This is a genomic window from Nonomuraea terrae (assembly GCF_004348995.1).
Classification (GTDB): domain Bacteria; phylum Actinomycetota; class Actinomycetes; order Streptosporangiales; family Streptosporangiaceae; genus Nonomuraea; species Nonomuraea terrae.
Map to the genome: position 1 here is coordinate 26,663 of NZ_SMKQ01000023.1, position 20,040 is coordinate 46,702.

General features: G+C 72.3%; 18 protein-coding genes. 10 read left to right on the top strand and 8 right to left on the bottom strand.

The window, feature by feature from the left end:
- Positions 1-10: 10 nt before the first annotated feature.
- Entirely contained in the window at positions 11-463 is a 453-nt protein-coding gene (gvpJ, locus tag E1286_RS11265) for a gas vesicle protein GvpJ (protein ID WP_132611452.1), read from the bottom strand.
- A 217-nt stretch (positions 464-680) separates the two neighbouring features.
- Here gvpJ and E1286_RS11270 point away from each other — a divergent pair, with 217 nt between their 5' ends.
- Positions 681-1,133, top strand: coding sequence for a hypothetical protein (locus E1286_RS11270; RefSeq protein WP_132611454.1), 453 nt, complete (start codon positions 681-683; stop codon positions 1,131-1,133).
- 59 nt (positions 1,134-1,192) lie between these two features.
- Positions 1,193-2,311, top strand: a complete 1,119-nt coding sequence (locus tag E1286_RS11275; protein WP_132611456.1) for an acetamidase/formamidase family protein — start codon at positions 1,193-1,195, stop codon at positions 2,309-2,311.
- Between the two features lie 91 nt (positions 2,312-2,402).
- On the opposite strand, the gene E1286_RS11280 is transcribed toward E1286_RS11275, so the two are convergent.
- A complete protein-coding gene (locus tag E1286_RS11280) occupies positions 2,403-3,347 on the bottom strand; it encodes a helix-turn-helix transcriptional regulator (RefSeq protein ID WP_132611458.1) in 945 nt (314 codons plus the stop codon).
- Between the two features lie 86 nt (positions 3,348-3,433).
- On the opposite strand from E1286_RS11280, the gene E1286_RS11285 reads away from it, so the two are divergent.
- Entirely contained in the window at positions 3,434-3,844 is a 411-nt protein-coding gene (locus E1286_RS11285) for a VOC family protein (protein WP_132611460.1), read from the top strand.
- 76 nt (positions 3,845-3,920) lie between these two features.
- Positions 3,921-4,430, top strand: a complete 510-nt coding sequence (locus tag E1286_RS11290) for a signal peptidase II (protein ID WP_132611462.1) — start codon at positions 3,921-3,923, stop codon at positions 4,428-4,430.
- Between the two features lie 97 nt (positions 4,431-4,527).
- On the opposite strand, the gene E1286_RS11295 is transcribed toward E1286_RS11290, so the two are convergent.
- On the bottom strand, positions 4,528-5,916 hold the full coding sequence (locus E1286_RS11295; protein WP_132611464.1) for an NAD(P)H-quinone dehydrogenase: 1,389 nt from the start codon (positions 5,914-5,916) through the stop codon (positions 4,528-4,530).
- Complete coding sequence (locus tag E1286_RS11300) at positions 5,913-7,772, bottom strand: ATP-binding protein (protein ID WP_223189812.1); 1,860 nt, start codon at positions 7,770-7,772, stop codon at positions 5,913-5,915. Before E1286_RS11300 ends, E1286_RS11295 begins: the two co-directional genes overlap by 4 nt.
- 87 nt (positions 7,773-7,859) lie before the next feature.
- Between E1286_RS11300 and E1286_RS11305 the strand changes: the two genes are divergently transcribed.
- Positions 7,860-9,206: an SDR family NAD(P)-dependent oxidoreductase gene (locus E1286_RS11305; RefSeq protein ID WP_132611466.1), complete on the top strand. Its 1,347-nt coding sequence runs from the start codon at positions 7,860-7,862 to the stop codon at positions 9,204-9,206.
- A gap of 4 nt (positions 9,207-9,210) precedes the next feature.
- On the opposite strand, the gene E1286_RS11310 is transcribed toward E1286_RS11305, so the two are convergent.
- Together E1286_RS11310 and E1286_RS11315 are read right to left on the bottom strand one after the other, a co-directional pair.
- On the bottom strand, positions 9,211-10,776 hold the full coding sequence (locus E1286_RS11310) for a hypothetical protein (protein WP_132611468.1): 1,566 nt from the start codon (positions 10,774-10,776) through the stop codon (positions 9,211-9,213).
- Positions 10,777-10,802: 26 nt separating this feature from the next.
- Positions 10,803-12,224 carry a vWA domain-containing protein gene (locus E1286_RS11315; RefSeq protein ID WP_132611470.1) on the bottom strand — a complete coding sequence of 474 codons (1,422 nt, stop codon included), beginning with the start codon at positions 12,222-12,224 and terminating at the stop codon, positions 10,803-10,805.
- A gap of 123 nt (positions 12,225-12,347) precedes the next feature.
- On the opposite strand from E1286_RS11315, the gene E1286_RS11320 reads away from it, so the two are divergent.
- Entirely contained in the window at positions 12,348-12,836 is a 489-nt protein-coding gene (locus tag E1286_RS11320) for a gamma-glutamylcyclotransferase family protein (protein ID WP_281282655.1), read from the top strand.
- Here E1286_RS11320 and E1286_RS11325 read toward each other — a convergent pair.
- Together E1286_RS11325 and E1286_RS11330 are read right to left on the bottom strand one after the other, a co-directional pair.
- Positions 12,833-13,744, bottom strand: coding sequence for a phosphotransferase (locus tag E1286_RS11325; protein WP_132611474.1), 912 nt, complete (start codon positions 13,742-13,744; stop codon positions 12,833-12,835). The genes E1286_RS11320 and E1286_RS11325 overlap by 4 nt on opposite strands.
- 10 nt (positions 13,745-13,754) lie before the next feature.
- Entirely contained in the window at positions 13,755-15,059 is a 1,305-nt protein-coding gene (locus tag E1286_RS11330; RefSeq protein WP_246074731.1) for an MFS transporter, read from the bottom strand.
- A 110-nt stretch (positions 15,060-15,169) separates the two neighbouring features.
- Between E1286_RS11330 and E1286_RS11335 the strand changes: the two genes are divergently transcribed.
- Genes E1286_RS11335 through E1286_RS11350 form a run of 4 tightly spaced genes read left to right on the top strand, consistent with a single transcriptional unit; the run spans position 15,170 to position 19,898 of the window.
- Entirely contained in the window at positions 15,170-16,162 is a 993-nt protein-coding gene (locus tag E1286_RS11335) for an Lrp/AsnC family transcriptional regulator (RefSeq protein ID WP_132611476.1), read from the top strand.
- On the top strand, positions 16,159-17,463 hold the full coding sequence (locus E1286_RS11340) for a M20/M25/M40 family metallo-hydrolase (RefSeq protein ID WP_132611478.1): 1,305 nt from the start codon (positions 16,159-16,161) through the stop codon (positions 17,461-17,463). The genes E1286_RS11335 and E1286_RS11340 overlap by 4 nt, the downstream gene beginning before the upstream one ends.
- Before the next feature lie 3 nt (positions 17,464-17,466).
- Positions 17,467-18,270 carry a purine-nucleoside phosphorylase gene (locus E1286_RS11345; protein WP_132611480.1) on the top strand — a complete coding sequence of 268 codons (804 nt, stop codon included), beginning with the start codon at positions 17,467-17,469 and terminating at the stop codon, positions 18,268-18,270.
- Entirely contained in the window at positions 18,267-19,898 is a 1,632-nt protein-coding gene (locus E1286_RS11350; protein WP_132611482.1) for a phospho-sugar mutase, read from the top strand. Before E1286_RS11345 ends, E1286_RS11350 begins: the two co-directional genes overlap by 4 nt.
- The last annotated feature ends 142 nt before the right edge of the window (positions 19,899-20,040 follow it).

Genomic DNA, 20,040 nt, shown 5'->3' on the forward strand with positions numbered 1-20,040 from the left:
TCCCATGGCGTTACCCTTCCTCTCGCTGCGGGCGCGGCCGCTTGCGCGGGGCCTCGCGTGGCTCACGTTCGACCGTGACCTCGGGCTCCTCGGCGGCGGAGCGCGGCTTGTCGGTGAGCTCGCGCAGCTTGTCGCCGGCCGTGTCCATCACGCCTTCGACCAGTTCCTTGGCCTTGTCGGCGCCGCCGCCCTTCGTCTTGGCGAGGACGTCGGTCAGGCCCTCCTCGCTCTCGGCGAGGTCCAGCCGGTTGGCGGCCTCGGCGAAGCGCAGATACGTGTCGACGCTGGCCACGACGACGCGAGCGTCCACCGTGAGAATCTCGATCCCGACAAGCGAGACCCTGACGTACGCGTCGATCACCAGGCCCTTGTCCAAGATGGTGTCGATGACATCGGCCAGGCCCGAAGACGACGGACGTCCGGCCATCTGACCGGACGCCGCCGGTTGCACAGACGTAGTCATGAATATCTCCCCTCGCCTTTCGCAGCCTGCCCATCGAAACCGACACAGAACCCCATACGACAAAAAAACCGGCAGACTTGGCACACATTGCGCTTACGGGTAGCGACATTCCGTGACCTTTCCCAGCGCCGGAGTTTGTTCTCAGGAAGCGTCCGTGGAGTGTTTCCCACGGGCAGGGTGGGACGCATGCTGCGGCGTGTCCGGGTAGCTGGCGTACATGGACACTCTCGTCAAGGGCCTGATCGCCGGTGCGGCCGGGACCAGCGCGCTCAACCTGGTCACGTACCTCGACATGGTGATCCGGGGACGCGGGTCCAGCAGCACGCCGCAGCAGGCCGTGGAGAAGCTCACCGACCTCGCCGACGTGGACCTCGGCGAGGCCGAGCGGGCCGAGAACCGCAAGCAGGCGCTCGGCTCGCTCATGGGCTACGGCACGGGGGCGGGCGCGGCCCTGTGCTACGCCCTGCTGTCGGCCCGCCGCCGCCCGCCGTGGCCGGCCGGGGTGCTCGCGCTCACGGCCCTCGCCATGCTCGGCTCCAACGCGCCGCTGACCGCGCTCGGCGTCACCGACCCGCGCGAGTGGCCGGCGTCCAGCTGGGTCTCGGACGCCGTCCCGCACCTGGCGTACGGGATCACGGCGTACGCGGCGTACGAGATGTTGAGGGCTTGACAGGCGGGACCAGCGGGCGAAGCGTGGCGTTCACACGCGCCACCCGAGGGGGTTCCGCCATGGCCGTTCACGAGATTCGCATCAACCCCGCTCTCCCCTTACGTGACGAACCCGGCACCGGCCACAACCGCTGGCATCCGGACATCCCACCCGTCGTCCGCTGCGCTCCCGGCGACGAAGTGGTCATGGAGACGCGCGACGCGTTCGACGGCCAGATGGGCCCGGACGCCACGCTGAAGACCGTCGAGGCCCCGAACCTCGACCTCGTCCACCCGCTCACCGGCCCGGTGTACGTCGAGGGCGCCGAGCCCGGCGACCTGCTGGAGATCGAGATCCTCGAGGTCGTCCCCGACGGCTACGGCTACACCGTGCAGGTGCCGGGCTTCGGGTTCCTGCGGGACGTGTTCCCCGAGCCGTTCATCGTGCGCTGGCAGCTCGCCGACGGCTGGGCGGTCTCCGACGACCTGCCCGGCGTGCGCATCCCCGCCGCGCCCTTCATGGGCACGATCGGCCTCGCTCCCGGCCACGCGTCGCTGGCCGCGATCACCGCACGCGAGCAGGCGGCGCTGTCGCGCGGCGGCTTCGTGCTGCCGCCCTCGCCCGAGGGCGCGGTGCCCGCCTCCGCCGCCGGGGCGGCCGGTCTGCGCACGATCCCGCCCAGGGAGCAGGGCGGCAACGTGGACATCAAGCAGCTCGGGGCGGGCACGCGGCTGTTCGTCCCGGTGGACGCGCCGGGTGCGCTGTTCTCGGCCGGCGACGCCCACTTCGCGCAGGGCGACAGCGAAGCGTGCGGCACGGCCATCGAGATGAACGCGACCCTGCGGGTGCGCTTCCACCTGCACCCCGGCGAGGCCGCCGCCAAGGGCATCCGTGCTCCCCGTTTCACCCGCTCCGACTACTGGGTGGCCCCGGCGTACGCGGCGCCGCGCCGTTTCTACGCCACGACCGGCATGTCGGTGAGCCGGGACGGACAGGTGGCCGCCGAGGACGCCACCCTGGCCGCCCGCAACGCCCTCCTCGACATGATCGACCACCTGGGGGAACGCGGGTGGACGGCGCAACAGGCGTACGCGATCTGCAGCGTCGCCGTCGACCTCAAGGTCAGCCAGCTGGTGGACGTCCCCAGCTTCCTGGTCTCCGCCTTCCTCCCCGAGGACATCTTCCCTGACGGCCACTGACCGGGCCCCTCGGCGTACCGTTCGGCCGGCTCCCGGCCCGGCGAACACGGACCGGGGTCGTTCGGCCCGTTCGCGGCCGGAGGTCATGCAGTCAGCTCCCGGCCGGGCGGCGCTCGGCGTACCGTTCGGTCAGTTCCCGGCCGATCCGGGCGAGTTCGGCGCGTACCGACTCCGGCTCCACCACCTCCACCATCGCGCCCCAGCCCGCCAGTTGCTCGGCGATCGAACGAACCAGGTGCGCGCCCACTCGCGCCCTGACCCGGCCGTCCTCCTGGCCGATGACCTCGCAGTGGCGTGCGAAATGCGAGCGCAGCACCGGGAGGAAGCGGGCGTCGATCAGCACCACGGCGGAGACGAGCGAGCGCCGCCGCTCCATCTCCGCCACCACCCGCGCCCACTCCGCCGGCAGGTCGAAGTCGTCGGGACGCTCGGCACGGAGGTCGGTGACCTCGGCGGAGTCGACGCGGTCCACGCGGAACGTCCGCCGGCCCGCCTCGGTGCCCGCGACGAGGTACCAGGTGCCGTCCTTGTCGGCCAGGCCGAGGGGATCGACCAGCCGTTCCGTCCCCCTGTACGTCAGCCGTACCTTGTGCCGTCGCACCACGGCGTCCCGCAGCGCCCGCACGAGGGCGGGAGGCTCGCGCTCGGCCTCGCCCCAGCCCGCCGGATCGGAGACGACGGCCCGCGCCGCGGCCTCCGCGTCGGCGCGGAACGTGGCGGGCAGGGCGTGAACGAGCTTGCGCAGGGCGGAGGCCAGCACCGGCTCGCCCGAACCGGCCGGACCGAGGAGCAGGAAAAGGGCCTGGGACTCCGCCGCGGTCAACCCGCTGAGATCCGTACGGGCGCCGCCGACGAGCTGCCAGCCCCCACCACGCCCCGGCTGCGGGTAGACGGGGATCCCGGCGGCGGACAGGGCCTCCAGGTCACGCCGCGCCGTGGCCACCGACACCTCCAGCTCCTCGGCCAGCTCGGACGCGGTCACCCGGCCGCGGGCCTGGAGCAGCAGCAGGGCGGCCACGAGACGGTCAGCGCGCATGTCGCTCATCCTCGCAAACAAAGTGCTCAGTTGATGAGCACTTTGAACGCGAGTATGGGTCTCACCACCCCGAGAGAGGACCGGAAATGTTGCGAGGACTCAGCACCATCACCTTCTACTCGCCCGACTTCGAGGCGACCAAGCGCTGGTACACCGACCTGCTCGGGATCCCGCCGTACATGGACACGCCGGCGTACATGGAGTGGCGCGTCGGCGACTACCAGCACGAGTTCGGCTTCATCCACAGCTCCTACGCGGGCGGCGAACTGGCCAGGACCCCCGACCCTGGCACGGTCGGAGGTCCGGCGGGCGCCGTGGTCTTCTGGCACGTCGACGACGTGCCGGCGACCCTGGAACGGCTCGTGGCGATGGGGGCGAAGGAACACGACTCGCCGCGCGACCGCGGCACCGGCTTCATCACCGCCTCGGTGATCGACCCCTGGGGCAACATCCTGGGCCTGATGTACAACCCGCACTACCTGAAGGTCCTGGGCTGATCACGGCACGGGACGCCTCATGAGGCGCCCCGGTAGTCTCGGGGAAATCCCGGTTGGTACAGCACGGAGGCCATGAATGATGCGGTTGGAGCGGGGTTCGAGTCGGCTGTACGGCATGATGCTCATGCTGGCGGCGGTGGTCCTGCTCGTGGACCAGCTCACCAAGCTCTGGGCGGTCTCCGCGCTGTCCGACAGCGAACGCGTCGCCGTGATCCCCCCTCTGATCCACTTCCGGCTGCTGTACAACGCCGGGGCGGCGTTCTCCACAGGCACCGGCGTGACATGGGTGTTCGCCCTGGCTGCGGCAGGGGCGGTGGTCGGCATTCTCTACACCGCGCGTCGGCTGGCCTCCCCCGGCTGGGCGCTCGTGCTGGGCATGCTGCTCGGCGGCGCGGTGTCCCACCTGGGCGATCGTCTCTTCCGCGAGCCCGGCTTCGCCCGCGGGCGCGTCGTGGACTTCATCGACTACGGCCCGTTCGTGGGCAACGTCGCCGACATCGCGATCACCTGCGGGTGCGTCGCGATGGTGCTGCTCAGCATGCGGGGTGTGCCGCTCGCCAAGGTGCCGGGCGAAGAGCCCGCCTAGCTCCCGGGCGGGCTCGCGTGGCGGCGGTGCGCCACAGAGCGGCCGGCGGGTGTTTCGGTGGACGGGCGCGAGCGGGCGGTGACCGTGACGGTGGAGATCAGATGGAGACGCCGGGCTGCATGAGGCGGCGGGCGGCTTCGGTGATGGAGCCGGACAGGGACGGGTAGACGGCGAACGTGTGGGCGATTTGGTCGACGGTCAGGCGCTGCTGCACCGCGACCGACACGGCCAGGATCAGCTCGGACGCGCGCGGCGCCACCACCACCCCGCCGAGCACGATGCCGGTGTGGGGGCGGCAGAAGAGCTTGACGAAGCCGTCGTTGAAGCCCTGCATCTTGGCCCGCGCGTTGGTCGCCAGCGGCAGCTTGACCACGTTGGCCTCGATCTCGCCCGCCTCGATCGCCCGCTGCGCGACGCCCACCGCCGCGATCTCCGGGTCGGTGAAGATGTTGGAGGCCACGGTGGACAGCCGCAGCGGCTGCACGGCCTCGCCCAGCGCGTGCCACACCGCGATGCGCCCCTGCATGGCCGCCACGGAGGCGAGCATCAGCACGCCGGTGCAGTCGCCGGCCGCGTAGACGCCGGGCGCGGAGGTGCGCGAGACCTTGTCGACCTTGATGAAGCCGCCCCGGTCGAGCTGGACCCCGGCCTCTTCCAGGCCGATGCCGGAGGTGTTGGGCACCATGCCGACGGTCATCAGCGCGTGAGAGCCCTCGGCCGTGCGGCCGTCCTCCAGGGTCACCACCACGCCGTCGTCGGTGCGCTTGACGGACGACGCCCGCGAACGGCCCATGACGTTCATGCCGCGCCGCCGGTAGACCTCTTCGAGCACCTCCGCGCCGTCGGCGTCCTCGTTGGGCATCATGCGGTCGCGGCTGGAGACCAGCGTGACCTCCGCCCCCAGCGACCGGTAGGCCCCGGCGAACTCCGCCCCGGTCACGCCCGAGCCGATCACGATCAGGTGCTCGGGCAGCTCCTCCAGGTCGTAGAGCTGACGCCAGTTGAGGATGCGCTCCCCGTCGGGCTCGGCCCCGGGCAGCACGCGCGGCGTCGCGCCGGTGGCGATCAGCACCACGTCGGCCCGGATCGTACGGTCGCCCGCCCGCACCACCTGCGGATCGACCAGCCGCCCGCGCGCCCTGACGATCTCGACGCCCTCGGCCTCGACCCGCGTCGCGATGTCGGCCGACTGAGCCTGCGCCAGCTCCTTGACCCGCTTGTTGACCAGCGGCAGATCGACCCCGACCGATCCGACGTCGCCGTCGGGCCCGCCGGTGAACGACACGCCCAGCGAGGCCGCGTCGAGCAGCGCCTGTTTGCGCACGGAGGTCGCGATCAGGGTCTTGGACGGCACGCAGTCGGTCAGCACGCAGGCCCCGCCGGGCCCGTCCTGCTCGACCAGCGTGACTTGCGCGCCGAGTTGCGCCGCCACCAGCGCCGCCTCGTAGCCGCCGGGTCCGCCGCCAATGATCACGATCCTCGTCACGGTTTCATTGTCCCGTACATACCGGACTGCACTGCAACCGGGCTGTGGCGGCTCCCGGCGGAGGTGAAGATCTCGATCCAGAAGCGCTGGCGCTCGTCACCCGCCCCCACCAGGTACGTCGCCTTCAGCTTGGGCGGCAGCAGGGGCGCGAGCCGGGCGACCACTTCACGGTGGGCGCGCAGTTGCGACAGCTCGGCGTTGGCCAGGACGCGGTGCACGACGTCGCTCGCGTCCGCGCCCTCGGGGCCGTCCTCGGCGGCCTCGCGCAGCCGCGCGGCCCAGCCGTCCACGTCGCCGGCCAGCTCGCGCAGTCCGGTCACCTGCCGGGAGGCCAGGCGGGCCGACAGGTCGGTGAGCGGCACGGGGGCGTACTCGCCGTCGCCCAGGTAGATCTTTCCCAGCTCCAGGGGCAGCCCGCGCCCGTGCAGCTTGACGAGCCGCTCCAGGGTGCGCTTGGTGATCCAGGCGCGGCCCTCGTCGTCGATGTCGTTCTTCCACCACTCCAGGACGGTCTCCGCCACCGGGCCGTACCGCTCGATCAGCCACTCGTTGGCCGGGATGTCCTCGGGCGTGATGTCCAGCGAGACGGTGAAGCGGGAGGCCTGGGCGACGGTGTTGCGGGCGACCAGGAGTTTGCGTCCGAGGTGGTACGGCGGGTTCTGGAGCGCCACCTGGGCCCGCAGCCCCTCGATGCGTCGCCCGGCCAGCGACCATTCCTGCGTGATCTCCATGAGCCTGGCGAAGGTGGACTTGTCCTTGGGCCGGTTGTACTCGTCCCAGACCACGGCCTTGGCCTCCTCGCCGGTGAAGACGCGGGCCATCAGGTTGTCGAGCGTGCCGTCCGGGGTGGGCACCGGGACGCACAGATCCTCGACGTTGGTCACGGGCAGGGAGAAGTAGACCGGGTCGCGGCCCAGTTCCTCGCGTACGACCTGCTTGACGACCTCGGTCTTGCCGCAGCCGGGCGGGCCCTGGATCAGCACCGCCCAGCGGCGCCGCAGGGCCTCGCGGACGACCGTGCGGACGGCGTCCGGCAGGTGCGCCGGGGCCGGAACGTCGGCACCCGCGCGGCGCAGCTCCTCGACCACGGCGGCCAGCACGTCGGGTGCCTGGTCAGGGCCGGGCGTGCCGTCCTGGCGGGGCACGGCGAGGCGCAGCCGGTCGCCGTTCACCAGCGGCAGGCCCCAGTGCGGCGGGAGGCCGGCCAGGGCGCAGTCGAGGACGTGCTCCAGCGTGCGCGGGGACATCAGGCGGCGCAGGTCCGGCGGCAGCGTCGCCCACACCCGGAAGACGCCGGAGAGGTCGACGTCACCGAACTTGCGCGCGAGCGCGGCGCGCCACGCGGTGTCGGCCGCCGTCACCCGCAGGGTGGCCATCCGGTCGAGGATCGCGAGGTCGGAACGGCGGGCGGAGGTCTCGGTCAGCGACTCGTTGTCGGTGAGGAAGACGCCGACGCAGCCGAGCGCGCGCAGGTCGTGCTCGCCCAGCGTCCAGGAGCAGGCGATCTGCATGAGCTGGGCCTGGATGGTCTCGCCGGCCTGCAGGGAGTCGTCGATGAGCAGCACGAACGGGCGGCCCGGGCTGAGCTGACGCATGATCAGCTGGCGCAGGACCAGCTCGCCGTCCTGCCGTACGGGGGCGTTGACGAGGAGGTCGTCGGGCGTGAGGTTCGCGGCGGGCACGTAGACCAGACGGACGCCCTCCATGTTCTCCCGGACGTGGGTGAAGAAGGTGGCGGTCTTGCCGATGCCGTGCTCGCCGAAGACCTGGCCGGTGATGCCGAGGTCGATCATCGCGTCGATGAAGTCGGCGAGGGCGGAACGCCTCGTCCGGCGGCCGGGCGGCTGCTGGTTCACCTCGTGTCCTCCCCCTGGGACGTCGTGTGAGAGCCAGTACATCGGGGCCCGCCAGGAATATCATCCGATTTGCCGTTTAATACCGGCATGCGTGAGGACGATCTCCGAGTATGCCTGCGGGTGCTCGCCGAGCTGGCCGAGGCTCCGCACGACGACCCCGATCTCGTACGCCTCCAGCACGCGGTCAGCGCCTTCACCAAGCGCACCCGGGAGAACGCACGGGCCAGGGAACGACGTCGGCGCGTGGACGAAGACGCCGCGGCCCTGGCGAGCCCCCGCCCGGCGCCCCGGACGGAGGCGGCCGAGTGCGCCGATGGTGCGCCGACGGCCCTCGTACGGTCCCCGGAAGCGGCCGTCGTGCCGCTCCCGGAGGGCACCGGCCGTCCGGTGCGGTGGCCGCTCGGCTCCGGCGACGGGCTGCGGCGGTGCTACGTGTGCAAGAGCCATTTCCGGGGCGTGGGCAGGCTGTGCCCGCCATGTGATGCCGAGAACCGGGCGCGCAGGCACGCCCGTGCCGACCTGTCCGGCAGGCGGGCCGTCGTCACCGGCGGCCGGGTGAAGGCCGGCTTCGAGCTGGTGCTGAAGCTGCTGCGGGACGGGGCCGCGGTGACCGCGCTCACCCGGTTCCCGCACGACGCGCGCCGCAGGTTCGCCGCCGTGCCCGACAGCCCCGAGTGGGCCGGCCGGCTGACGGTCACCGGGATGGACCTGCGCGACGTCCCCGCCCTGCTGCGCTGGTGTGACGCGCAGGTGGACGCGGGCGAGCCGCTGGACATCCTGGTGAACCTCGCCGCCCAGACCGTGCGGCCTCCGGCGGAGTCGTACGCGGCGCTGCTGGCGGCCGAACGTGTCGCCGAACGGGCCGCCGAGCTGACCGCGGGGCCGAGCCTGGGGGCGAGCGCGGAGATCGCCGCCGTAAGAGACGTCTCGGGCCTGATCCCCGACCTGTCGCCGGTCAACTCCTGGACCCGCCTGGTCGAGGACGTCGACCCGGTGGAGTTCCTGGAGGTGCAGCTGATCAACGTCACCGCGCCGTTCCTGCTGCTCGGCCGACTCCGCCCGCTGCTGGAGAGCTCGCCGCACCCCCGCAGGTACGTCGTGAACGTCTCGGCTGCCGAGGGCCAGTTCGACCGGCGGCACAAGGGCCCGGAGCACCCGCACACCAACATGGCCAAGGCCGCGCTCAACATGCTCACCCGCACCAGCGCCGGCGAGCTGGCCGCCCACGGCGTCTACGTGACGAGCGTGGACCCCGGCTGGTTCTCCGACCAGCAGCCGGAGCCGGACCGCCGCCGCCGCGCCGCGGCCGGTTTCCGCCCGCCGCTGGACGACGTGGACGCGGCGGCCCGCGTGTACGACCCGATCGCGCGCGGCGAGGCCGGCGACCCGCCGTACGGGTGCCTGCTGAAGGACTACCGCGTCGCGCCCTGGTGACCGGTCAGGCGGCCACGGCGCCCGCGGTGACCAGCAGCTCGGGAAGGGTGCCGACGAAGCCGTCCTGCAGCAGCCGCAGCGCCACCATCCACGCCTCCGGCCGCCCGCCGAGGTTCTGGTGCACCAGCTCGGCCAGCCGGCGCAGCACCCGCGGATCCGGCAACGCCGCCGGGTCGGGGGCGAGCACGGCGTCCGGGGAGACCATGGACAGCACCTCGTCTGCCGACAGCTCGCGATGCCGCAGCGCGTCGGCCACCTGCCGCCCGTAGACGGCCGCGGCGTCCCAGTGCGCCCGCCGCAGGGGTGAGCGCAGCCGGCGGTGGGCGCCGTGGCCGGTCTCGTCGCAGAAGAACGGCCGCAGGACCACGTCGCCGTCCTTGCCGGTCAGCGTGCGAACCGCCGCCGTGCCGCGCAGCCCGGGAAGCCACAGCGACTCCGCGTACGGCTCCAGGGCCTCGGCCGGGAGGATGGAGACGATCTGCTCGGCGGTCAGGGTGCCCATGACGAAGCCGTTGCCGGCCACCTTCACCGCGGCGGGCGCGCCGACCAGCGCCAGGCGCTCGCAGACGTCCGCGAGCAGCTCGGCGGTGGGTGCGGGGGCGAGCGGCGCGACATGGGGATGGTCGGCGACCGCGAGCCGGAGCAGCTCGTACGGCGTGTCGGGGCGCAGCGCCAGCAGCCGCGCCACCAGGTGGGGGAAGGGCCCGTCGCGCCGCCGCCGTTCCGGTTCGGCCGCCAGCAGGGCGGGCCAGTCGATCCGGGGCGCGCAGGGATGCCGGCGGTGGACGACCGAGCGCACCAGCGGCGCGGACGCCAGCGGGTCGCGGCCCGCCGCGTCGCCGAGTTCGGCCACCGAGGTGAGCCGTTCCGGCCGCCGCACCCGCTCGCTCAGCTCGCGCAGCCGGTCGGCGCCGTCCTGGCTGCGCAGCGCGGCCCGTACGTACGCGCCGACGCTCGGCTCCGACTCGTCCGGCCCCCAGCGGGCTTCGGGCAGCCGGTCCTCCTCCTCCAGCCGCCGCAGCTCGTACGAGCGGTGGGTGTCCAGCAACAACCGGCAGGCCCGTACGGCGCCGTGCGGCTCGGCGCCCCGGCCCAGCGTCCGCAGGGCGTGCGCGGCGACGTCGGGGTCGGAGGAGTGCAGCAGCGCGTTCAGCAGCCGCTCGGAGCCTGCCTGCTGCAGGACGTGCGCCGGGAGCGGGACGGGCGTGACTCCGTCGCGCCGGGAGGTCTGGCCGGCCAGCTGCCGCAGGACGTTGCGCGGCACGGCGGGCGAGAGGAAGAGCGCGCCGTTCACCTCGGGGTCGTCCAGGTCCAGCAGCCGGCCGAGCAGGCACGACTTCGGGTCCAACAGCGCCGGATCGGACAGCAGGCCGGCGGGCGGGCGGCCGTCCCGCCGCAGGAACGCCTCGACGACCGTCAGGTTGAGCATTCCGTAGCTGGTGTGGGCCTGTGCGGTCAGGGGGTCGGCGAGCAGCGCGTCCAGCTCGCCGGGGGCGGCGAAGCGCAGCAGGCCCGCGGCGCAGGCGCGGATGTCGGCCGCCCTGACCCGGGCGACAGCGGCAAAAGTCACGGATCGACACCGTACGGGGTCGGAGATCACATCGCCAGCGCCGGGCGTACCCGGTGGCAGGCCATCGGCGGGTGATGCCGCTCGGGCCAGTCGTCGCCGCCGGGCGTGATCAGCCAGATCCACCGGTCGGGCATGGCGGGCGTGATCGGCGGAGCGTGCCCATCGGTGAGCACGATCACCGCGTCGGGGTGCCCATCAAGGTGATCAGCCTGCCCGTCCGGCTGGTCGCGTACCCCGTGACGGCCCTCGACGTGGTCGCGGACCGCGGCGAAGCTCGTGCCGCCCCCGCCGTACACCCTCTCACCCGGCCGGAACGGCATGACGACGGCGTCGAAGCTCAGCCAGTGCGCCTCCACCCCGTCGATCCGCCCGACCAGCTCGGTGAGCCACTCCACCACGCCGTCCGGCATCGACCCCGACGTGTCGAGGGCGATCACCAGCGTCTTGACCCGCTCCCGGCCGCGCCGGGCCAGCGTGGGTTCGTGGCCGAGCGCGGCCAGCACGGCGCCGCGCTTCTTCGGGTAGACCAGCCGCTCGCCGTCCCTCAGCTTGGAGCCGAGCACGTCGACGAGCCACTGCTGCCACCATTCGACGCGGCGCGTGGCGACGGTGCGCCCGCGCAGCGCGTGCGCGCCGAGGTCGCCCCAGAGCCGGTCGGCGCGCGCCCCCGCGCCTTCGGTGCGGTCGAGCAGGTCCAGCAGCTCGCCGCGCGCCACGGCGTTGCCGCGCCTGGCGGCGATCAGCACGCTGCGCAGCACCTCGTTGCCGACGCGGTCGACGGTCTCCTGGTCGAGCCCGTCCATGAGCAGGTGGACGCAGGGCGGCTGCCGGGGCACGGGCGGATGGCGCATCCGGCGCAGCTCCCGGTAGACGATCATGTCGGTGGCGGCGAACTCCTCGTAGGGGAGCGCCGCCAGCCCCTGCTCCGCCAGGTCGGCCTGGTACGCCCGGTGCACCCTGGCCGGGTCGACGCCCACCGGCCGCCCGTCGATCACGGGAAGCCCGCGGGCGCGCAGCCGTACGAGCGCGACGTGGTTGATGGTCACCTCGCAGGCCAGGGTGAAGACGGGGTCGTCCAGCAGCTCCTGCTCGGCGAACAGGTGCCGCTGCACCAGGTGACGGGCCTCGTGGAAGAGGACGAACCGCACCCCTTCCAGGCCCAGCGCCACGAAGAAGCCGGGGTTGTAGAGCAGCAGGCACGTGCCGTCGCCGGAGGCCAGCACGGCCGCGGTGTCCACGGCCGTGGTCGGGACCTGGTGGTGACACTTGCTGTAGATCCACGACGCGATCGCGCTGTGCGTCAGGCCGAGATCGAGCAGCGCCTGCTCCTTCAGCCGCCGCGCCCGCTCCACCGTCTCGGGATCGGCCGGCCGCCACCGCTCCAGCGCGCGCCGGTCGGTCAGCTCGACGACCGGCGGCCTGGGCCTTCCCGTCTGTCCGTACGGCATGGAGCCAGCATGCCTGACCGTGGCATGACACGGCTTCGTACCGGGGGTGGAACGACTCGGCCGCGGGGCGTGACAGGATAGCGCGGTAGCTGGATGAGCGTCACCCGTCGAGAGGGGTGGATCGTGGCATGGCTTTCGCACTCGGGGAAGCCGAATGACCGCAGGCTTTACGCTGCTTACGGCTCCAACATGGATCCGGAGCAGATGGCCATGCGTGCGCCGCATTCTCCGATCTGGGGCGTGGGCTGGCTGCCCGGCTGGCGGCTGACGTTCGGCGGCTACGACTCGTCCTGGGAGGGCGCGGTCGCGACGATCGTGGAGGATCCCAGCGAGCACGTGTTCGTGGTGCTCTACGACGTGCCCGAGTGGGAGGAGACCTCGCTCGACCAGTGGGAGGGCGCGGTGCGTGGCGCCTACCACAAGGTGCGGCTGCGTGTGCAGACGCTGGAGGGCGAGGTCGTGGCCTGGTTCTACGTGCTCGACGGCTATGAGGGCGGCCTGCCCTCGGCCCGCTACCTCGGCTGCCTGGCCGAGGCGGCCGAGCGCGCCGGAGCCCCCGACGACTACGTCAAGGAGCTCAGGCAGCGCCCCTGCACGTCGTACGGCGGCTAGATCGGGTAACGCGTGGCGTCCGCGGTGAGCAGGTCCGCGAGGAAGGCCGCCTGCCGCGGGTCGTCCCAGTCGCCGACCTCGCCGCCGTGGACGGCCGTCCACACGCCCCACTCCAGCAGCATGTACGTCAGAGCGGCCGGCCACAGCGCCCGCTCCTGATCGGTCAGCCGCACGTGGGCGAGATAGGCGTCCCGGAAGGCGGCCCACTCCGTAGCGGAGAACGACCGCGCGGGGCCGCCCGGCAGGTCGTTGTGGAACAGCAGCACGGCCAGTGCCAGGTCGAGGAGCCGGGGCGCCCGTTCCCCGTTGTCGGGGTCGATCAGCACGGGCCCGGCCGCGCCGTACACGAGGTTGACGGCCTTGTGGTCCAGCGACACGTCGGCCGCGGGCAGGCCGGCGTCGCGGATCGCGGGCAGCGTGGTGGTCATGAACGACCACAACAGCGGCGCGAGCCGGCCGAGCACCTGCTCGCGCAGGTCCGGCCGGTAGGCGGTGAGCACCTTGTCGAGGCCCGCCACGTCCTCCTCGACCGACGCCGCGTCGTGGCCGGGCCACTCGAAGCCGGGCAGGCCGGTCGAGCCGTCGGGCGCCGCGTGCAGGCGTCCCAGCAGGTCTCCGGCGGCGCGGATGTCCGCCGGCGAGCCGTCGTAGGCGCGCCCGTCGATCCAGGGGTAGGCGACCCAGTCGTCCTCGCCGATCCGGTACGGCCCGGCCAGTGGCGTCACCACCGGCACGCCCGCGCCAGCGAGGTGGCGCACCCACCGGCCCATGGCCTCGGCCGAGTGGGTGCGTTTGACGGCGACGGCCACTCCGCCGATCGCGCCGCGGAACACGGGGGCGTAGGGGTAGAAGGAGTCCTGCGGTTCGATGCCGAACCGCAGGAACACCTCCGAGTAGTCGTCAGTCACGAGCGGGACGCTAGCTCAGCGGCCGGCCCTTCGTCTCCTTGAGGACGAACACGTAGACGAGGGTCGAGATCAGCGCGAGAGCCGACATGTACCACGGGAAGAGCTGCGGGTTGCCGGCCTGCTGCAGGGCGGTGCCGATCAGCGGCGCGGTGCCGCCGAAGAGCGCCACGGTCAGCGAGTACGGGAACCCCGCGCCCGCCGCCCGCACCCGCGTCGGGAAGAGCTCGGAGTTGACCGCGGCCGAGATCGAGGTGAAGCAGCCGAGGAAGACCATGCCGACGAGCTGCACGACGAGCAGGCTCGCGTACGCGTCGGTGAGCAGGCTGAGCAGCGGCACCGGCAGCACGAGGAACCCGACGCCGAACGTGATGAGCATCGGCCGGCGCCCGACCCGGTCCGACAACATGCCGAGCAGCGGCTGCAGGATCATGAAGAAGACCAGCGAGATCGTGCCGATCTGCAGCGAGTCGGCCTCGTCGAAGCCGACCGTGATCTGCGCGTACGTGGGCAGGAAGCTGGTCCAGGTGTAGTACGCGACGGTGCCGGCGATCGTGATGCCCACGATGGTGGCCGCCGACCTCGGGTGGTGCCTGAGGAACTCGAACATCTTCGGCCGCTCGGCCTTGCCCTGCTGGATCTCCTCGGCCACCGCCGACGTCTCGTCGGCGCCCTTGCGGATCCACAGGCCGACGAGGCTGAGCACGGCGCCGACGATGAACGGGATGCGCCAGCCGTAGGAGTCCATGTCGGCCTCGGCGAGGCTGGTGGCCAGCAGCGCCGCGAGGCCCGAGGCGAGGAGCTGGCCGATGGTCGTGCTGACGTACTGGAAGCTCGAGAACAGGCCGCGGCGGCCCTCGGGGGCCGACTCGACGAGGAACGTGGTGGCGGCGGCGAACTCGCCGCCCACCGACAGACCCTGGATGAGCCGGGCCAGGGTGAGGATGACCGGCGCTAGCAGGCCGACCGCCTCATAGGTGGGGGTCAGGCCGACGATCAGCGAGCCCACGCCCATCAGGATGATGGTGAACGTCATGGCGGCCTTGCGCCCGTACCGGTCGGCGAAGGCGCCGACCAGCAGGCCGCCGAGCGGACGCATGAAGAAGCCCACGGCGAAGACGGCGAACGAGCTGAGCAACGGCACGAGACTGCTGCCGGTGCTCGCGGGGAAGATCTGCGCGGAGAAGTAGATCGCGAGGAAGGTGTAGGCGTACCAGTCGTACCACTCGACGACGTTGCCGATGCTCGCCGCCATGAGCTGGCGAGCCCGGCTCTTGGGGATGCCGAGCGGTGACGGGGCCATGGGGGAGGTGGCCACCTGGACTCCTTTGCTGCCACGTGCGGGAATGCTTTACTGTGCAGGTAGCGGACCGAAACAGTCAAATGTCGAGGAATATATTTACAATCCCGACACAGAAACGGGTCTACGTGGACGTTCTCGACCGGCGGCTCGTCGCCGCCCTGCAGGTCAGCCCCCGCGCGTCGTGGGGCGAGATCGGCCGGGCCGTGGGCGAGCACGAGCGCACGGTCGCCCGGCGGCTGCAACGGCTGATCTCCGAGGGCGTCGTCCGGGTCACCGCCATCTACGACGACCTGCGCACCGGCCACGGGCGTCCGGTGCACCTCGACGTCCAGGTGTACGCGGGCACGGCGGACCACGTCGCCAAGTCGCTGACCGAGCGGCCCGACACCCGCTCGGTGTACGCGCTGACCGGCGCCGCCGACCTCGGCTGCGAGCTGATCGCGCCCTCGCGCGAGGACCTGCACCGCATCCTGTCCGAGCAGCTCACCGGCATCGACGGCATCGTGCGCACACAGGCGCAGGTGGTGCTGCACACGTTCAGGACCGTCGCGGAGTGGCACGCGCCCTACCTCACCGAGCAGGAGGTCGCCGAGCTGCGGCCGGGGCCGCCGCCGGAGTGCCTGCCCGACGAGGAGACCCTGTCGCCGCTGGAGCAGCAGATCGCCGACCTGCTCGTCGCCGACGGCCGCATCGCGTACACCGCGGTCGCCGAGCGGCTCGACCTCTCCCCGCCGACCGCCCGCCGCCGGCTCACCTCGCTGCTGGAGCGGCGGCTGCTGCTGCCGCGCGCCGAGGTGGAGCCCGCGCTGCTCGGGCTGCAGGTGGAGGCCATGCTCTGGCTGAAGGTCCGCCCGCACGGGCTCGACCTGGTCGGCCAGCGGCTGGCCGCACACCCCGACGTCCGGTACTGCGCCGCGACCACCGGCACGCGTTCCCTCATCGTGCAGGTCGTCGCGGCGCACGAAGCCGACCTCTATCGCTTCGTGACAGGGGTGGTCGGCCGGTACGACGAGATCACCGACATCGATCTCACCCTCATCACCCGCGCCTACAAACGCGGCCATCTCCACAAGTCCGGACTGCTCACGCTGAACCACCGTTGGGAGACCACACCATGACGCCCGCAGAGAAGGAAGTCGCCGACCTGTGCGTGGAGCTCATCCGCGCCGACAGCAGCAACTACGGGGACGGCAGCGGCCCCGGCGAACGGGCCGCCGCCGAGGTCGTCATGGCCAGGCTGTCGGAGGTCGGGATCGAGTCGACGTACATCGAGAGCGAGCCCGGCCGCGGCAACGTGATCACCCGGGTGGAGGGCTCCGACCCGTCGTTGCCCGCCCTGCTGGTCCACGGCCACCTGGACGTCGTGCCGGCCAACGCCGCCGACTGGTCGGTGGACCCGTTCGCGGGCGAGATCCGCGACGGCTACATCTGGGGCCGCGGCGCGGTGGACATGAAGGACATGGACGCGATGATGCTGGCCCTGATCCGCCAGCTCAAGCGGGAGAACCGCAGGCCCCGCCGCGACATCGTGTTCGCCTGGGTGGCCGACGAGGAGGCCGGCGGCGTGTACGGCGCCAAGTACCTCACGGCCCACCACCCCGAGCTGTTCGAGGGCGTCACCGAGTCGATCAGCGAGGTCGGCGGCTACTCGCTGGAGGTGGACCCGTCGCTGCGGCTCTACCTCATCGAGACGGCCCAGAAGGGCCTGTCCTGGATGAAGCTGATCGCCGACGGCACGGCCGGGCACGGCTCGATGCTCAACTCCGACAACGCCGTCACCGAGGTCGCCAAGGCCGTGGCGAGGATCGGCGAGCACGACTGGCCGCTGACCTACACCGCCACGGTCCGGCAGTTCCTCACCGAGGTCGCCGACGCCTTCGGCATCCCGTTCGACGAGGACGACCCGCAGCCGGTCCTGGACAAGATCGGGCCGCTGGTGCGGTTCGTCGGCGCGACGCTGCGCCACACCGCCAACCCGACCCAGCTCGACGCCGGCTACAAGTCGAACGTCATCCCCGGCCAGGCCACGGCCGTGGTGGACGGGCGTTTCCTGCCCGGGTTCGAGGAGGACTTCTTCAAGACGATCGACTCGCTGCTCGGGCCGAAGGTGCGGCGCGAGTTCATCCACCACGACATCGCGCTGGAGACGACGTTCGACGGGGCGCTGGTGGAGTCGATGATCGCGGCACTGAAGGCCGAGGACCCGGCGGCGCGGGCGATCCCGTACTGCATGTCGGGCGGCACCGACAACAAGACGTTCTTCGCGGACCTCGGGGTGCGCGGGTTCGGGTTCGTGCCGCTGCGGCTGCCCGGCGACATGGACTTCGCCTCGATGTTCCACGGCGTGGACGAGCGGGTGCCGGTGGACGCGCTGCAGTTCGGCGTCCGGGTACTGGACCGGCTGCTCCTAAACTACTGATTTGTGAACAACGACCCTTACACCCTGGCCGGCGAGGCCGCGGCGGCGCTGCGCGGCGCCGCCGGCCTCGACACCTTCGACGTGGCGCTCGTCATGGGGTCGGGGTGGGTGCCCGCCGCCGACGCGATCGGCGAGACGGTGAGCGAGATCCCGTTCGCCGACCTGCCCGGCTTCCGCGCCCCCGCGGTGGCGGGGCACGGCGGCAAGATCCGCGCCGTGCGCACCGCCGGGGGCAGGACCGCGCTGATCTTCCTCGGCCGTACGCACCTGTACGAGGGGCTAGGCGTCGACGCGGTGGTGCACGGCGTGCGCACGGCGGCAGCGGCCGGCGTCCGCACACTCGTGCTGACCAACGCGGCAGGCGGGCTGCGTCCCGAGACGCAGAACGTCGGCGACCCGGTCCTGATCAGCGACCACATCAACCTGACCGGGGCCAACCCGATCACCGGCACCACGTTCATCGACCTCACCGAGGTCTACTCACGCCGCCTGCGCGACCTGGTCCGCGAGATCGACCCGTCCATCGCCGAGGGCGTCTACGTCGCCTTCCGCGGGCCCACGTACGAGACGCCGGCCGAGATCCGCATGCTGCGCACGCTGGGCGGCGACCTGGTCGGCATGTCCACCGTCCTGGAGGCGATCGCGGCCCGCGAGGCGGGCGTGGAGGTGCTCGGCGTCTCCCTCGTCACCAACCCCGGCGCCGGGCTCTCCGGCGAGCCGCTCGACCACGAGGAAGTGCTGGAGGTGGGCCGCGCCACGGCCGCCCGCATGGGCGTGCTGCTCGCCAAGGCGGTGGACCACCTGTGAGCGATCTCCTGACGCGGGCCCGCCGGTGGCTGGAGCAGGACCCCGACCCCGACACCCGCGCCGAACTGACCGCCCTCATCGAGCGGGAAGACCTCGGCGAGCTGCGGGAACGGTTCGGCGCCCGGCTGGAGTTCGGCACGGCGGGGCTGCGCGGCGAGCTGGGCGCGGGCCCGAACCGGATGAACCGCGTCACCGTCATGCGCGCCGCCGCCGGACTGGCCGCCGTGCTGGGGCCGGGCAGGCACGTGGTCATCGGGTACGACGCGCGGCACAAGTCCGACGTGTTCGCCCGCGACACGGCCGCCGTGCTCACGGGGGCGGGGCTGCGCGCCTCGCTGCTGCCACGCCCGCTGCCCACCCCCGTCCTGGCCTTCGCCGTGCGCCACCTGGGAGCGGACGCGGGCGTCACCGTGACGGCCAGCCACAACCCGCCGCGCGACAACGGCTACAAGGTCTACTGGGGCGACGGCTCGCAGATCGTGCCGCCGATCGACGCCGAGATCTCGGCCGCCATCGACGCCGCAGGCCGCGTCGACGAGCTGCCCATGAACGGCCCCGGTGAGCTGACGATGCTCGGCGAGGACGTCGTCACCGCCTACCTCGACGCCGTGACCTCGCTGCCCCTCGGTGACGCCCGCGACCTGCGGGTGGCCTACACGCCGCTGCACGGCGTCGGCGCGGACCTGCTGACCAGGGCGTTCAAGGCGGCCGGGTTCGAGGAGCCGATCGCGGTCGAGGAGCAGCGCGACCCCGACCCGGACTTCCCGACGGTGGCCTTCCCCAACCCGGAGGAGCCGGGCGCGATGGACCTCGCCGTCGCGCTGGCCGCCAAGACGGACGCCCACCTGGTGCTGGCCAACGACCCCGACGCCGACCGGTGCGCGGTGGGGGTGCCGCTGCCGGGCGGCGGCGTACGCATGCTGACCGGTGACGAGCTCGGCGGCCTGCTGGCCGAGCACGTCATCACGCACACCACGGGCGACCGCATGGTGGCCACCACGATCGTCTCCTCCACCCTGCTCGGCAAGATCGCGCGGGCGCACGGCGTCCGGTACGGCGAGACGCTCACCGGCTTCAAGTGGATCATCAAGGCCGGGCCCGGGCTGGTCTTCGGCTACGAGGAGGCCATCGGCTACAGCATCGGCTCCGACTCCGGCCTGCCGGTCCACGACAAGGACGGCATCGGCGCGGCACTGACCGTGGCCGGCATCGCGGCGGCGGCCCGGCGCGACGGCCGTACGCTGCTGGACCTGCTGGACGACCAGGCCCGCCGCTACGGACTGCACGCGACGTCGCAGGTGTCGTTCCGGGTGGCGGACCTGTCGCTGATCGCCGACGCGATGTCCCGCCTGCGCGCCGCTCCGCCCGCGACGCTCGGCGGGCCGGCGGTGGAACGCGCCGACGACCTCTCGCGAGGCGACGGCGGCCTGCCCCCCACCGACGGCCTGCGCTACCACCTGTCAGGCGACGCCCGCGTCGTCATCCGCCCCTCCGGCACGGAACCCAAACTGAAGTGCTACCTGGAGGTCGTCGTCCCGGTAACCGACGACGTCCCGCAGGCCCGCACCAAGGCCACCCACGCCCTCAGCGCCCTGGAACACGACCTGACCACCCGTCTGGGTCTCTGACGGCCACATCTCATCGGTGAGACCGCCTCGTACATGCAGGCGGAGTGCGCTCGGCTGGTGTCGATCTGCGGGGGCTGCCGGCCGGAACTGTTCATCGCGTGGCTTCCGTTCTCTTCGGCCCTGCCTGAAGTGGCCGACAAGG